13 protein-coding genes and 1 riboswitch are annotated in these 14605 nt (G+C 45.7%); of the genes, 8 read left to right on the top strand and 5 right to left on the bottom strand.

Features of this window, described 5'->3' with window-relative positions:
- Positions 1-1787: TonB-dependent receptor (locus B7X71_RS05765; RefSeq protein WP_293600352.1), on the bottom strand; the 1787-nt coding region annotated here is incomplete at its 3' end.
- Positions 1788-1935: 148 nt separating this feature from the next.
- Positions 1936-2152, bottom strand: a riboswitch (cobalamin riboswitch).
- 70 nt (positions 2153-2222) lie between these two features.
- Between B7X71_RS05765 and B7X71_RS05760 the strand changes: the two genes are divergently transcribed.
- The 7 genes from B7X71_RS05760 (at position 2223) to B7X71_RS05730 (ending at position 9783) form a co-directional block, all read left to right on the top strand.
- On the top strand, positions 2223-2840 hold the full coding sequence (locus tag B7X71_RS05760) for a Crp/Fnr family transcriptional regulator (protein WP_215387403.1): 618 nt from the start codon (positions 2223-2225) through the stop codon (positions 2838-2840).
- Between the two features lie 213 nt (positions 2841-3053).
- On the top strand, positions 3054-4763 hold the full coding sequence (gene oxc / locus B7X71_RS05755; protein ID WP_293600351.1) for an oxalyl-CoA decarboxylase: 1710 nt from the start codon (positions 3054-3056) through the stop codon (positions 4761-4763).
- A 76-nt stretch (positions 4764-4839) separates the two neighbouring features.
- Positions 4840-6090 carry a formyl-CoA transferase gene (gene frc, locus B7X71_RS05750; RefSeq protein ID WP_293600350.1) on the top strand — a complete coding sequence of 417 codons (1251 nt, stop codon included), beginning with the start codon at positions 4840-4842 and terminating at the stop codon, positions 6088-6090.
- 92 nt (positions 6091-6182) lie between these two features.
- On the top strand, positions 6183-6605 hold the full coding sequence (locus B7X71_RS05745; RefSeq protein WP_293600349.1) for a PAS domain-containing protein: 423 nt from the start codon (positions 6183-6185) through the stop codon (positions 6603-6605).
- Positions 6606-6740: 135 nt separating this feature from the next.
- On the top strand, positions 6741-7988 hold the full coding sequence (gene frc / locus B7X71_RS05740; RefSeq protein ID WP_293600348.1) for a formyl-CoA transferase: 1248 nt from the start codon (positions 6741-6743) through the stop codon (positions 7986-7988).
- 1 nt (position 7989) lies between these two features.
- Complete coding sequence (locus B7X71_RS05735; protein ID WP_293600347.1) at positions 7990-8922, top strand: methionyl-tRNA formyltransferase; 933 nt, start codon at positions 7990-7992, stop codon at positions 8920-8922.
- Positions 8923-9294: 372 nt separating this feature from the next.
- Positions 9295-9783, top strand: coding sequence for a pyridoxamine 5'-phosphate oxidase family protein (locus B7X71_RS05730; RefSeq protein WP_293598497.1), 489 nt, complete (start codon positions 9295-9297; stop codon positions 9781-9783).
- 16 nt (positions 9784-9799) lie between these two features.
- Here B7X71_RS05730 and panC read toward each other — a convergent pair whose 3' ends face one another.
- The 4 genes from panC to metG form a co-directional block, all read right to left on the bottom strand.
- The gene (gene panC / locus B7X71_RS05725) at positions 9800-10651 is read right to left on the bottom strand and encodes a pantoate--beta-alanine ligase (protein ID WP_293598498.1); all 852 of its coding nucleotides are present in this window, start codon (positions 10649-10651) and stop codon (positions 9800-9802) included.
- Complete coding sequence (locus tag B7X71_RS05720) at positions 10648-11517, bottom strand: ScpA family protein (RefSeq protein WP_215377237.1); 870 nt, start codon at positions 11515-11517, stop codon at positions 10648-10650. Before B7X71_RS05720 ends, panC begins: the two co-directional genes overlap by 4 nt.
- Positions 11510-11698, bottom strand: coding sequence for a DUF3460 family protein (locus B7X71_RS05715; protein ID WP_293598499.1), 189 nt, complete (start codon positions 11696-11698; stop codon positions 11510-11512). Before B7X71_RS05715 ends, B7X71_RS05720 begins: the two co-directional genes overlap by 8 nt.
- Before the next feature lie 150 nt (positions 11699-11848).
- Positions 11849-13519: a methionine--tRNA ligase gene (gene metG / locus B7X71_RS05710; RefSeq protein ID WP_363926740.1), complete on the bottom strand. Its 1671-nt coding sequence runs from the start codon at positions 13517-13519 to the stop codon at positions 11849-11851.
- A 129-nt stretch (positions 13520-13648) separates the two neighbouring features.
- Here metG and B7X71_RS05705 point away from each other — a divergent pair, with 129 nt between their 5' ends.
- Positions 13649-14497, top strand: a complete 849-nt coding sequence (locus B7X71_RS05705; RefSeq protein ID WP_293598500.1) for a formate dehydrogenase accessory sulfurtransferase FdhD — start codon at positions 13649-13651, stop codon at positions 14495-14497.
- The last annotated feature ends 108 nt before the right edge of the window (positions 14498-14605 follow it).

Genomic DNA, 14605 nt, shown 5'->3' with positions numbered 1-14605 from the left:
ATAGCTCTAGCATTTAGTAATAAGTTTGGTACCTGTGCAATAGCTTGATTTTGATAGGGCCCGTTAGCATAAAAAGCATTTTGTACTGTACCGCCGCCACCGATAGAAAGTTGAGAAGTCACGGGAGAGAGGAAATTGAGATTCGCACCAGTTCTATTGATGTTGTAGGGCGAATTAGAATTATTGTAGGTTGCAGGGTTGTACAAAATTTCATTTTGAGAAACTGAGCTAAAAACTGCTGCAGTCAAATTTGTTTTGAGTAGCTGCCAATTGCCACCAAGTTCATAGGTTTGAGCAGTTTGCGGTTTTAGAATGCCACCAAATGATGGGCTTCCTCCAGCGCTAGACCAAGTCCAAAATTCATCTACATTTGGAAAGCGATAGGATTGATTCCACTTGATGTAAATCCGTTGACCCTCAAGATATTTGAAATTAAATGCGATATCTCCAGCGTTTGCTGAGTAAGTTTGATTGGGGTTGGGATTGGCTGAGCCACTCCAGATACTTAAGCCATTAGCACTAGCGCTCTGTGTTTGATATCTATAGCCTCCAGCAAAATCTATGACTCTAGTTAGCGGATTTCTTTGAATTAAATACACGGATTGGTTGTAAAGGCTTGCGTTAGCGGAGCTGGATATTGGGTTGATTACTGCGCCTTGTGCTTGGGCGGCTTGATTCATGATGCTGCTATAGCTAGCAGCAGATGATTGACTTGCTTTGTTGAACTCGTAGCCAACAATGCTCGTTCCAAATTTACCAAAGTCACCTTTTATTCGAGGGCTGAAGTTGGCTTGCCACCCCTCATATTTTGTAAAGGATGGACTTATAGTTGGAAAGGCTCCAACACCCGCAGCGGTGGTGGAGTAATAGGGCTGAGTAAAAAAGGTAGTTTTGGCGCTGTAGAAACTATCAACTTCTAAATTAAAAGTATCGCTTAATGCTTTAGCCAGACCCATTCTGATCCCAGAATTGTCGACAGTAGTGCCCGATCCAATGTTATTAAATTTTGCAAGTTGTGGATTGCCTTGCCCTACTTGTCCAAGCGTACCTCCTGGCATTTGCTGATTAGAGTAGCTATAAAACAGATCAGCATATACATTATCCTTACCCCCTAATGATTGCGTTACTTTGCCATCAAATGAATAAGCATTAGCAGCAGAGTTTTGACGCCAGCCATTTGTATTGGAGGTATTGGCGCTTAATTGGACAGTTGTTTGATCTATGGTGTTTCTAAAGATGGCGTTATTTACTAGGGTGTTGAAGCTGCCATAGCTGGTTGATGCTTGATTAAGAGTTTTGCTTCCACCATTTGTGATGATGTTAATGACACCTCCTAAAGCACCATTACCATATTGAACGCTGGCCCCGCCCCGCAATATTTCAATACGGTTAATTGAGTCGAGTGGAATTGATTCCCAAGATATGCCCGATGAATCAATGGGATTGATGCGTTGCCCATCAACTAGGATAAGAGTTGTATCCTTAGCTGTGGGACCATATCCACCCATATCCACGGTTGCGCCAAGGTTTAGCTGCCCGCCTGCAGTACTTCTTATATTCAAGCCGCCAATCTGCGACAAGATGTCTGGAATGTTAGTCGACGTAGATTCCGCAATTTCTTCGCGGGTAATCACTTGAACATTCGCAGGTACTTCGTTTAAGTTTTCTTCAAAGCGTGAGCCTGAAACAATGACTGTTGACTGAGAGTTTTGGGCTGCTGCGTTAAATGTTGCTACTGCGCCGCAAAGTAGGGCGATCAGCGTTTTGCTACTGAACTGCTGTTTCATGATGAACCTTCTGCCTTCGAATCACCTAGCTCACTTCCCCGTAAGCTGGGTCGAACAGAATTTCACTTTGTGAGAGTTCAGGCGTCAATTGGACATCCGGCCTCTTTGGCTTAGGATGCTTCATCGGCGCGCGAAGGATCCCCGTCCGCAAAATTCCACCTGTCTTGGCCGGTATCCGGGCTAGTAAATCTCAGAATCTGGCCTTCCCATGCAATTGACGCGCACAGTGGCTTACTCAGACTCCTGACACCTTTTCCCTGAAGTGGGGGGTGTATTTACTTACCGTTGCGGGGGCAGCACACGTTTAGTGTTTCCCGTTTAACTTTATTGCATTGCAATAAAGCACCACGACCCTGCAATTCTATCTTAAGCTGGGTATTTATCGGCTCAAAACCCCAAAAAAGCCTACAATATAGCCTCTAGGACTAAGGATTCATGACAGCGTTAGACAAGCACCCCGAAAAAAATCTGATTCGATTGCAGTTGAGCCAAAACTCAGTCTTAAAAAGCTTGGATCCTTCAGCAATGGCCGATTTAGAGCGCCATTTAGTGATTTCAGACCTTAAAAAATCAGAAATCTTGCTTCATCAAGGCGATCATCAGATGGAGCAGTACTTCGTTCTGGATGGAATCTTGAAGCGCATCGTTTCTAGCGCGGATGCAAAAGAGATGATTCTGCGTTTTGCCATCGAAAAAGATATTGAGACCAGTTATGCAGCTTGGCGCCTTAAAACAGCAGCCCCATACAGCATTGCTTCAGTAACTAAAGCCCGCGTGGCCCGCATGCCCCTTAAGAAATGGGCTGAATTTTTGGATGCCCATAAACCCCTTAAGGAAAGCTTTGAGTTTGAGGTGATGCGTTTGATGAGTGAAATCATGGCTCATACGATTACCTTGCATATGCTCGATGCGCCAGGCCGTGTAGAGCGGTTTTTGCGAAAATATGAAGACTTATTTGAGCTTCTCCCAAAAAAAGAGCTGGCTGCCTACCTCAACCTTTCTCCAGAGACTTTAAGCCGCCTCAAAACAAAGCATAAAGAGCTCTTTGTTTAGCCAGAAATCCTAATTGTTTCTAGATTTCAGGGGAAATTGACCGAAGTCAATGATGAACCCTAGTCCCAAGCCTAAGATTCATCTCAGCCTCAACGGGAATGCATTTTGGTTACCCGTGGCAATACTAATAAACTTAATTGGAGACAGTTAGCGAAAGCTAAATTGCACTGAATAGACTATGTGTTCGGGCAGTGTAATTAACTATAAATTTCTATGACAACAGATAATCAAAGTACCCAAGTCACTGATGGCTTTCATCTCGTCATTGATGCTTTAAAAGCAAATGACCTAGACACTATTTTTGGTCTCGTTGGTATTCCAATTACCGACTTGTGCCGCTTAGCTCAAGCTGAAGGAATACGTTTCATCGGCTTCCGTCACGAGCAGCATGCTGGTAACGCTGCTGCGATTGCAGGTTATATGACTCAAAAGCCCGGCATCTGTATGACTGTGTCAGCACCAGGTTTCTTGAACGGTTTAACAGCATTGGCCAATGCCACTGTGAACTGCTTCCCAATGATTTTGATTTCTGGTTCAAGCGAACGTGAAATCGTTGACTTGCAGCAGGGCGATTACGAAGAGATGGATCAGCTCAATGCTGCTAAGCCATATTGCAAAGCCGCATATCGTATTAATCATATCGAAGATATCGGCATTGGTTTTGCGCGTGCAATTCGTGCGGCAGTTTCTGGTCGTCCGGGCGGCGTTTACTTAGATTTGCCTGCACAGCTATTGGCTCAGACAATCCCTGTTGAAGAAGCTAAGAAATCAATCTTCAAGGTTATCGATCCAATCCCACGCCAAATCCCTGCGGCTGATGCAGTGGAGCGTGCATTAAATGTGTTGAAAGGCGCTAAGCGTCCATTGATTCTTCTGGGTAAGGGCGCTGCTTATGCTCAAGCTGATGCAGATATTCGCGCATTGATTGAGAAGTCTGGTATTCCTTACTTGCCAATGTCGATGGCTAAAGGCTTGTTGCCTGACAATCACCCGCAATCTGCTTCTGCAGCACGTTCATTTGTATTGGCTGAGGCTGATGCCGTGATGTTGGTTGGTGCTCGCTTGAACTGGTTGCTTGCGCACGGTAAAGGCAAGACATGGGGCAAAGATCCTAAGAAATTCATCCAAATCGATATTCAAGCAAATGAAGTTGATAGCAACGTACAAATTGATGCGCCATTGATCGGTGACATTGGTTCTGTTGTTGGTGAGCTTTTGAAAGGTATTACTTCAGTTCCAAAACCTTCTGCCGAGTGGATCGGTGCGATTAACGAGAAAAAAGATAAGAACTTGGCGAAGATGGCTGAGACATTGGCCAAAGAAGCTTCACCAATGAACTTCCATGGCGCTCTGCGTGCAATTCGTGATGTGATCAAGAAGAACCCAGATGTGAACTTGGTCAATGAAGGTGCAAACACTCTCGATTATTGCCGCGCGATAGTGGATATGTATAAGCCACGTAAACGTTTTGACTCTGGAACATGGGGCATTATGGGTATCGGTATGGGCTACGCCATCGGTGCAGCTGTAACGAGTGGCTTGCCTACAGTTGCAGTCGAGGGTGATAGCGCGTTTGGTTTCAGCGGTATGGAGTTGGAAACAATTTGCCGTTACAACTTGCCAATCACAACAGTTGTTTTTAATAACAACGGTGTTTACCGTGGTACTGACGTGAATCCAACTGGTGGTGCAGATGTTGCTCCAACAGTATTCGTAAAAAATGCACGTTACGACAAGATGATTGAGGCATTTGGTGGTGTTGGTTACTACGTAACTACTCCAGCTGAATTAGAAGCAGCTTTGACGAAGGCGATTGCTGAAGGTAAGCCAGCCTTAATTAATGCAGTGATTGACGAAACAGCTGGTACAGAGAGTGGGCGTTTGACTAACTTGAACCCATCAACTGCTGCTGGTAAGAAGTAAAGCGTAGGCAATAAACACGTAATTTTTTAAGAGCGAATTTAGCAACAAATAAGAAACACTTTAAGGAGAATCAAGCATGACTAAACCATTAGACGGTATTCGTATCATTGACTTCACACACGTACAGGCAGGTCCTGCATGTACTCAGCTATTGGCTTGGTACGGTGCGGACGTGATCAAAGTAGAGCGCCCAGGTTCTGGCGACGTAACTCGTAGCCAGTTGCGCGATATCCCAGGTGCAGATGCTTTGTATTTCACAATGTTGAACGGCAACAAGCGTTCATTGACATTGGATACTAAGACACAAGAAGGTAAGGAAGTTTTAGAGAAGATGATCAAAACATCTGACGTCATGGTTGAGAACTTCGGCCCAGGCGCTTTGGATCGTATGGGTTTTAGCTGGGCGCGTATTCAGGAATTGAATCCAAAAATGATTATGGCTTCTGTAAAAGGATTTAGCGATGGTCACTCATACGAAGACTTAAAAGTTTATGAGAACGTTGCTCAGTGTGCTGGCGGTGCCGCATCTACAACTGGTTTCTGGGATGGCCCTCCAACAGTTTCTGCTGCTGCTTTGGGTGACTCCAACACTGGTATGCATTTGGCAATTGGTATTTTGACAGCATTGATGCAGCGTCAAAAAACTGGCAAAGGTCAAAAAGTATCTTGCTCAATGCAAGACGCTGTATTGAACTTGTGCCGCGTTAAATTGCGTGACCAACAGCGTTTGGACAAAATTGGCTACCTCGAAGAGTATCCACAGTATCCACACGGCACATTCTCTGACGTAGTTCCACGTGGCGGTAACGCCGGTGGTGGCGGTCAGCCAGGTTGGGTGTTGAAGTGTAAGGGTTGGGAAACAGATCCAAACGCATACATTTACTTTACTATTCAAGGCCATGCTTGGGAGCCAATCACTCGTGCGATTGGCAAGCCAGAGTGGGCAACCGATCCAGCGTACATGACTGCAGAAGCGCGTCAAGATAAGATTTTTGACATCTTTGCAACGATTGAAGAGTGGCTCAAGGACAAGACTAAGTACGAAGCTGTGGACATCCTCCGCAAGTTCGATATTCCTTGCGCACCAGTTCTCTCAATGAAGGAATTGGCTGCATCACCTGACTTGCGTAAGAGCGGTTCTATCGTTGAAGTTGATCACAAGGTTCGTGGTAAGTACTTAACAATCGGTAGCCCAATCAAGTTCTCTGATTTGGAAATCGAAGTTGGTCCATCACCAGTATTGGGTGAGCACACCAATGAAGTATTGGCTGACCTTGGCTACAGCGCAGATGACATTGCTAAGTTGCATGCAGCAAAAGCAGTTTAATAACGATAAGTAATTTTTGTTGTGATCTTAAAGGCGCTCACTTGAGCGCCTTTTTTTCACCTAGACAGAACGAAAGTCTTTAGACTCACAGTATGAAAACAACCGTAGATTTATCTCAATTAATCGGCTGTATTGGTGACGCCGTGATTGTTGCTGATGCCCATGAAAAGATTGTTCTTTGGAATGCGGCGGCCACCCGAATTTTTGGCTATTCAAAAGAAGAGGCGCTTGGTAATACTTTGGATCTGATTGTTCCTGAGCGTCAACGCCAAAAGCATAATGAGGGCTATAGCAAGTCCATGGAAACGGGTACTACCCGTTATGGCACTTCATTATTAAAGGTTCCAGCCAAGCATAAGGATGGACGTACTTTATCTATCGCCTTTACTGTGGGCATGCTCTTTGACGAAAAAAACCAAGCTAACGGCGTAGCAGCAGTGATTCGGGATGAGACTGAGCGTTTTGCCGAAGAAAGGGCGCTTAAAAAGCGACTTTCTGATCTGGAAGGCCGCTAAATTTATATGTAAACGGTCAATTTGAGGGGTGTTCGCTAGGGTCTGCACAATAAATAGGCATGCTATATTGCACCGCAATCCGTCGCTGGTAAAATTGGCCTAATTCAAAATTTAAATCTTATTAGGACTTTAATCATGGCAAAAGCATTAGAAGGGGTCAAAATCCTTGACTTCACGCACGTTCAATCTGGTCCAACATGTACTCAGTTGCTCGCTTGGTTTGGCGCCGATGTAATCAAAGTAGAAAAATCTGGTGAGGGTGATGCCACTCGTGGTCAGTTACGCGATATCCCTGATGCAGATAGTTTGTATTTCACGATGTTGAACCACAACAAGCGTTCAATCACTGTGAATACTAAAACTCCAAAAGGTAAAGAAATCCTGGAGCGCTTGATTAAAGAGTGTGATGTTCTTGTTGAAAACTTTGCGCCAGGCGCCTTGGATCGTATGGGTTTTTCTTGGGAACGTATTCAAGAGCTCAACCCGATGATGATCATGGCTTCGGTAAAAGGTTTTGGCCCTGGTCCTTATGAGGATTGCAAGGTTTATGAGAACGTTGCTCAATGCGCTGGTGGTTCAGCATCCACTACGGGTTTTGATGATGGTCCTCCAATGGTAACTGGTGCGCAGATCGGTGATAGTGGTACTGGCTTGCATTTGGCGCTTGGTATTGTGACTGCACTATATCAACGTACGCACTCTGGTCGCGGTCAAAAAGTATTGGCAGCGATGCAAGATGCTGTATTGAATTTGTGCCGTGTGAAGCTGCGCGATCAACAGCGTTTAGAGCGTAATGGAACAATGCAGGAGTACCCACAGTTTCCGAATGGTGAGTTTGGAGACTCTGTACCCCGTGCCGGTAATGCCTCTGGTGGCGGTCAGCCTGGCTGGATTCTGAAGTGCAAGGGCTGGGAAGAAGATCCAAATTCTTACATTTATGTTGTAGTTCAGGCTCCAGTATGGGAAGCTATTTGCAAAGTGATTGGTCGTGAAGATTGGATTACGGATCACAATTACGCTTCTGCAATGGCGCGCCTGCCCCGCCTCATGGAAATCTTTGCAGAAATTGAAAAGTGGACTATGACTAAGACAAAGTTTGAGGTGATGGACACCTTAAATAAATATGACATTCCATGCGGCCCTATCTTGTCTATGAAAGAAATTGCAGAGGAGCCTTCATTGCGTTCCACTGGAACTGTTGTTGAAGTTGATCACCCAATTCGTGGCAAGTACCTCACTGTGGGTAATCCGATCAAGATGTCTGACAGTCCAACCGACGTTACACGATCACCTTTATTGGGTGAGCATACTGATGAGATCCTGAGTGAATTGGGTTATTCAACTGATGAGTTAATTAGTCTTCGTCACGATAAGGTGATCTAAGATGCGTGTTGCGCTGATTGGGAGTGCGGATTTTGGTAAGGCGGTATTAGAAGCTTTTTTAGATCGAGGCGATGAAGTGGTCGCCGTGTTTTGTCCGCCGGATAACCCAAAATCAACCAAGCCTGAAGTCTTTAAAGAGGCAGCTATTGCAAGAGGCTTAACCCCTCTGCAATTTGCTTCCCTTAAGGGTCCCGAAGCAGCGCAAGCAATGATTGATGGTAAGGCTGATATCTGTGTCATGGCCTACGTACTTCAGTTCGTACCGCAAGAACTTTGTAAGATCCCAAAGCATGGAACCATTCAATATCACCCTTCGCTCCTACCTAAGTATCGCGGGCCTAGTGCCATTAATTGGGCGATTGCATTGGGTGAAGACAAAACAGGCCTGACTATTTTCCGTCCATCAGATGGTTTAGATGAAGGTGAAGTGATCTTGCAAAAAGAGGTTGCTATTGGCCCTGATGACACCTTGGGTAAGATTTATTTTGACCATCTTTTTCCAGTTGGCGTGAAAGCGCTTCTAGAGGTTGCTGATCTCGTTGTTGCCAACAAGCATCAAGAAGTTGTTCAAGACGAATCAAAGGCCAATTACGAAGGCTGGTTTGGTGTCGATGCTGCTCAAATTCATTGGGCTACTCACATTACTCAGATCTATAACTTGATTCGTGCATGTAATCCTGCTCCTGGAGCTTGGACAAAGTTTGGTGAGCAAAAAGTACAGATCTACGACTGCCATAAGCATATAGCGGCTACTTTTGGTTCAGTAAAAGGCAAGCCCGGCGAGATCACTCAAATCACTTTGGACTCTTTCTTTGTCACCTGTCATGGCGGACAAATTGAAGTCCTCAAGGCAAAAGGTGCCGCAGGAAAAGTGACTGGGGCCGAATTAGCTAAAGAGTTGAACTTGGAAGTGGGTCAGTTCTTCGTACTCTAGCTTTCTTATTTTCCATACGTATTAATGAACTCCCGGCCCTATAGGCTCCCTATAGGGAATGAAGATTTGGCGATTGTTGACTGTAAGTAGGAAAGCAGAAAAACTACTCACTTATCGCATCCTCTAATGTCTGCTTGACCATTCTGATCTTCGGGGTCTTGAAAAACTAAAAATAAATACAGTACTGCGCTTGGCTGATTCTTCAGACAAGATAAATCAGATTACCACTTGAAGTTTTAGATCTCTGTACTTATTCCGACATAAGGCAGTGTTTAATTACTATGTTGGTTAGCGCACTGTTTTTTCTAGTCGATTCTTTAGATTGATAGGCGGATTAAATTTTCTACTATCAATATTAAGGGGTTGGCTTCAATGGACAAGATCAAAGAAAATAATTTATATGATGTGGTCAAGGAATTTGATGAGGCTATGCTGGTAACCCATAGCTCTTATGGAGTTCATGCAAGACCTATGGCAATAGCGCGACTTGACGAAAGTATGACGGTCTACCTCTTAACTGATATGAATTCAATTAAAGTTCAAGAGATTCATGCTAACCCGCATGCTTTGCTCGCTTTTCAAAGTGCTAGACAGTTTGCTACGGTCAGTGGCGAGTTGGCTGTAGATGATGATCGCGCATTAATTGAGTCATTATGGAAAGAAATTTGGAAAGTTTGGTTTCCGCTTGGGAAAACTGATCCGAACATCGCATTGCTGAAATTTAGTCCAAGCGAAGGGGAGTTTTGGGATAACGCGGGCGTTCAGGGATTGAAATACGTTTATGCCGCTGCCAAGGCCTATGTTGCTGGTGAGAGGCCAACACCAGATGCTGAGCAGCACTCCAAAGTCAATATGACTTAGGGCCTATTTAGACTAATTAAACCTCTAGGTTATCTATTAAGCGGGTTTTACCAAGCTTGGCAGCTGTCAGAATGACTAATGGCTCGCCAGCCTGCAGACTTTCATTAGAAGCTGGTGCTAAATCACTTTGCTGGCGAATAGCAATGTAGTCTGGTTGCCAGCCGCGGCCTGTTAGAAGATCTACCGCAATTTTTTCAATCTCGACCAGTGAGTGCGTATTGCGCTGACTCAAATTGAGGACGCGTGCACGAACTTCTTGCAAGGCTTTCTGTAGTTCAGGTGCTTCTGCACGTTCCTCAACCGAGAGGTAGCCATTACGAGAGGATAGGGCAAGACCATCTTCGGCACGAATGGTTTCACCGGGAATGATTTCAACTGGGAGGGCAAACTGCTTTGCCATCTGACGAATGATCATTAGTTGTTGGTAATCTTTTTTTCCAAATACAGCGACCTTGGGTTGGACGCAAGACAGTAGCTTGAGTACTACAGTACAAACCCCTTTAAAGAAACCAGGACGAAACTCGCCCTCAAGGATGTCGCCTAGCTGCTGTGGCGGATCAACGCGGTACTCTTGGGGCTGTGGGTACAAGTCACGCTCAGTTGGTGCAAACAAGATGTACACACCTTCTTTCTCAAGCTTATCGATATCTGCCTGCATGGTGCGAGGGTAGCTATCAAAATCTTCATTTGGGCCAAACTGTAGGCGGTTAACAAAGATGCTGGCTACTACCGGGTCACCATGTTGTCTAGCAAGTCGCATGAGTGATAGGTGACCCTCATGGAGGTTGCCCATGGTTGGCACAAAGGAAGCACGATTTTGTCCACGCAAATGGTCCCGCAACTCCTGTATGTCACTAATGATTTTCATGCAACAGGGGTATAGGCGAGACGAACGTAGATTGGAGCGTATGGTTCTGCTTGGGTGATCTCAACTAAGGCTTCGCGTGAGAGCTCTAGCATTGCAATGAAGTTCACGATCACTACCGGAATACCTTTGCCAGATTTAATGGCCTCTTCAAATAACTCACCGAATTCTACAAAGCGCGTGTTCTGCAAGCGACGCAAAATACGTGTCATGAAGTCCCGGACGGATAGTTCTTCGCGGGTAATGGTGTGATGTTGATTCAGTTTGGCGCGATGAAGCACATCACGCCAAGCCATTTGTAGATCATCCTGATTGACGTCAGGCCATGTAACTGCAACGGTGGTATCAACATAGCCATGAGCGATTTGAAAATCACGCCCTTGCTGTGGAATTTGATCGAGCTCTTGTGCTGCTAATTTCATGCGCTCGTACTCTAAGAGGCGACGAACCAGTTCAGCTCGTGGATCTTCCACCTCTTCATCGCTGTCCGCCTTTTTCATCGGCAATAACATGCGAGATTTAATCTCAATCAACATAGCTGCCATCAGTAGATATTCAGCGGCAAGCTCTAAATTGTGATGGCGGATTTGATCAATGTAGCTTAGATACTGTTGAGTTACTTGCGCCATCGGAATATCAAGGACGTTGAAATTCTGTTTACGAATCAAGTAAAGTAAAAGATCCAGTGGGCCTTCAAATGCCTCTAGAAAAACCTCTAGTGCATCAGGTGGAATATAAAGATCTGTTGGGAGCTTAAATAAGGGCTCACCATAGAGTTTGGCGAATGCCGACGACATTCCATCGGTGACCGATGGGGTGCTATCTAATAACTCGGATTGAGCGCCTGGCTCAGCCCCTAACTCAGTCATTCGAGTACACGTAAGCGCGTTGCTTTAATTTGGCTTCCTTGGCGCGACGTTGATCTTCGGTAGTCAAAGGCTCTTTATCCCAGAGGAGGGCGCGACCGGCTTGCTGACCTGCTTCGAGCTCTGGCTTCTCGGATTTGAGTTCATTTAAGAACTGGGTGAATTCGGATGTATACCTAGCCATCATATTTCCTAAAATTCTCAATTAATTCAATAACTTGCAAAAATTACTGCGCAGCAAATGGCTGCCTAGCCCATCATTATTAACGATTTTTCTTACAAACCTGCCGACTTTTTGCCTAATTCCTAGAAATTAGGCTAATCAGGGTCATTTTTACAAGTTTGCTGCCAATAAAGCCTCAATTTGAGGGGCTTCAACGCGCGTCATGAGGTGTTTATAGGGTTTGATCGGATTTTGGCTGGAGAGCGGTGTTTTAACGTCATTCCAGCTCATAGCTGGAACTGAGAGGAAGTCCTCAACCCCGGCTGTGACTTGAGGTAAAACTGGCTTGAGATATAGACTCAACAAACGGAATGCCTCTAAGGTAATGCTGCAAACTCGTTGTAAGTCGGCTTCACGCTCTGGATCCTTGGCGATTTCCCAGGGTTTATTTTCATCCACGAAGGCATTGACCTTATCTGCCAGCTCCATGATGGTACGCAATGCTTTTGCGTATTCACGAGCTTCATAGAGCTCAGCAATTTTTTCACTGGCCGATCCAATATCAGCAAGTAGTGCATTGACCATTGCCGCATCAGAAACCACTCCACCAAAACGCTTCACCAAGAAACCCGCGCTACGACTTGCAATGTTGATGTATTTACCCAATAGATCACTATTTACTCGCGCAACAAAGTCTTGAAGATTTAAATCTAAATCTTCCATGCTGTTATTCAGTTTGGTTGCAAAGTAATAGCGGAACCATTCTGGATTAAAACCGGATTCAATCACGCTATGCGCGGAAATTAAAGTACCGCGTGACTTGCTCATCTTCTCGCCATCAACCGTGAGGAAGCCGTGGGCAAATACATTGGTAGGTGTGCGGTAGCCTGCAAAGTGAAGGGTTGCTGGCCAAAAAAGGGTATGGAAATACAGAATATCTTTGCCGATGAAGTGGTACTGCTCGGTCGTCGTATCGGGTCTGACCCACTCCTCAAAGTCCAGGCCCTTGCTCTGGCAGTAGTTGAGGAAGCTGGCGTAGTAGCCAATCGGAGCATCAAGCCATACATAGAAATACTTGCCAGGTGCATCCGGGATTTCAAAGCCAAAGTAGGGAGCATCACGGGAGATATCCCAGTCACCGAGCTTGCTATCTCCAGGCTGTCCAACCCATTCTTTCATCTTGTTACGAGCTTCAGGTTGAAGTGGAGTTTTGACTTGAGTCCACTCGCGCAAGAAAGTTTCGCAACGAGGATCGGATAGCTTAAAGAAGTAATGATCAGAAACTTTTTTAATGGGCGTTGCACCACTCACAACTGAGAATGGGTTTTTCAAATCAGTTGGGGAATACGTCGCCCCACACTTTTCGCAAGAGTCACCATACTGATCCTTGGCACCACATTTAGGGCACTCGCCTTTGATGAATCGATCTGGCAAGAACATCTCTTTAACTGGATCGTAGGCTTGCTCGATCGAGCGCATTTCAATTAAGCCGGCATCGCGTAACTTGAGATAGATGCTTTGAGACAGCTTTTCATTCTCGGGACTATCGGTGGTGTAGTAGTTATCAAACGAGATTAAGAAATCATCAAAGTCGCGCTTGTGCTCTTTCCAAACATTGGCAATGAGCTCTTTCGGGGTAAGACCTTCTTTTTCAGCGCGCAACATGATCGGCGTGCCGTGGGTGTCATCAGCTCCAACATAGTGAACTTCATGACCACGCATTCTCTGGAAGCGTACCCAAATATCAGTCTGGACATACTCCACTAAATGCCCAATATGAATCTGGCCATTGGCGTAAGGCAAGGCGGAGGTAATTAGCAGGCGACGTTTGGGGCTACTCATGCGTACTTAAATAGAAATAAATTCAACAAATGGGAATACAGGATTATGGGGCTTGAGCCTTCACTTCAGCAGTAATTTTAGTCTGCGGTTAAAGTTAATGCCGATTTGAACCTATTTAAGAGGCGTTTTATGGCTTTGTCCCACAACATTCAGATGTCTCATGCTTCCGTGCCCTTGGTGCACGAGGTGCAGATCATGGATGAGGCGGGGCGTATCAAGACCACCCATATTCCTGGGGAGCGTCCTTTAACCATTTATCTGGACAAACGGGAAGTGGTCACCTTGATGACTTTGGGAAGCGCTCCAGAGGCTCTGGTTCTGGGCTATTTACGCAATCAGCGCCTAGTGGAGTCACCAGACGATATTGCCAGTATTCAGGTGGACTGGGAGACGGATTCAGCAGCAGTCAAGACTCATCGCAGCACGGTGGACATCGATGCCCTCACCAGTAAGCGCGTGGTGACTACGGGTTGTGGGCAAGGCACGATGTTTGGTGGTCTGATTGAGGAGATGGCGGAGATTAGATTGCCGGATGGCCCTCAGTTAACCCAAGAGGCAATAGTGGCCCTGATCGATAGTATTCGGATACACGACACCATTTATAAGAAGTCTGGCTCCGTCCATGCCTGCGCAGTATTTGAGCGGGAAGGTAATGACAGCGTCCATTTACTGCATTTCATTGAGGATGTTGGGCGCCACAACGCTGTAGACTCTATCTCTGGCCTGATGTGGCTCGCCGATAAACCTGGCAAAGACTTGATCTTCTTTACTACGGGGCGTCTTACCTCGGAGATGGTCATTAAAGGCGCTCAGATGGGCATCCCATTCTTAATGACGCGCTCTGGCATGACCTTAATGGGCTTGGAGCTTGCCCGCAAGACTAATCTCACCTTGCTATCTCGCTGTTCCGGTAAGCATTTTGAGATCTTCAATGCCCCTGAGAGGGTGATTTTTACTTCCCCGCCTGTTGCCGCATAAATTCGTGGGCATATGGCCTGCGATGGTTTTACAATTCGGCCATGACTATTAAATCTGACCACTGGATCCGCCGCATGGGCGAGCAAGGCATGATCAGCCCATTTGAAC

The sequence above is a fragment of the Polynucleobacter sp. 39-46-10 genome (assembly GCF_002282275.1).
The sequence above is the reverse complement of the archived record's forward strand: the minus strand, read 5'-3'. Positions and strand labels throughout refer to the sequence as shown.

Bases quoted from the DNA above. Each gene is read 5' to 3' on its own strand.
- B7X71_RS05760 (WP_215387403.1), top strand. From the start codon at position 2,223: ATGACAGCGTTAGACAAGCACCCCGAAAAAAATCTGATTCGATTGCAG.
- oxc (WP_293600351.1), top strand. From the start codon at position 3,054: ATGACAACAGATAATCAAAGTACCCAAGTCACTGATGGCTTTCATCTC.
- frc (WP_293600350.1), top strand. From the start codon at position 4,840: ATGACTAAACCATTAGACGGTATTCGTATCATTGACTTCACACACGTA.
- B7X71_RS05745 (WP_293600349.1), top strand. From the start codon at position 6,183: ATGAAAACAACCGTAGATTTATCTCAATTAATCGGCTGTATTGGTGAC.
- frc (WP_293600348.1), top strand. From the start codon at position 6,741: ATGGCAAAAGCATTAGAAGGGGTCAAAATCCTTGACTTCACGCACGTT.
- B7X71_RS05735 (WP_293600347.1), top strand. From the start codon at position 7,990: ATGCGTGTTGCGCTGATTGGGAGTGCGGATTTTGGTAAGGCGGTATTA.
- B7X71_RS05730 (WP_293598497.1), top strand. From the start codon at position 9,295: ATGGACAAGATCAAAGAAAATAATTTATATGATGTGGTCAAGGAATTT.
- panC (WP_293598498.1), bottom strand. From the start codon at position 10,651: ATGAAAATCATTAGTGACATACAGGAGTTGCGGGACCATTTGCGTGGA.
- B7X71_RS05720 (WP_215377237.1), bottom strand. From the start codon at position 11,517: ATGACTGAGTTAGGGGCTGAGCCAGGCGCTCAATCCGAGTTATTAGAT.
- B7X71_RS05715 (WP_293598499.1), bottom strand. From the start codon at position 11,698: ATGGCTAGGTATACATCCGAATTCACCCAGTTCTTAAATGAACTCAAA.
- metG (WP_363926740.1), bottom strand. From the start codon at position 13,519: ATGAGTAGCCCCAAACGTCGCCTGCTAATTACCTCCGCCTTGCCTTAC.
- B7X71_RS05705 (WP_293598500.1), top strand. From the start codon at position 13,649: ATGGCTTTGTCCCACAACATTCAGATGTCTCATGCTTCCGTGCCCTTG.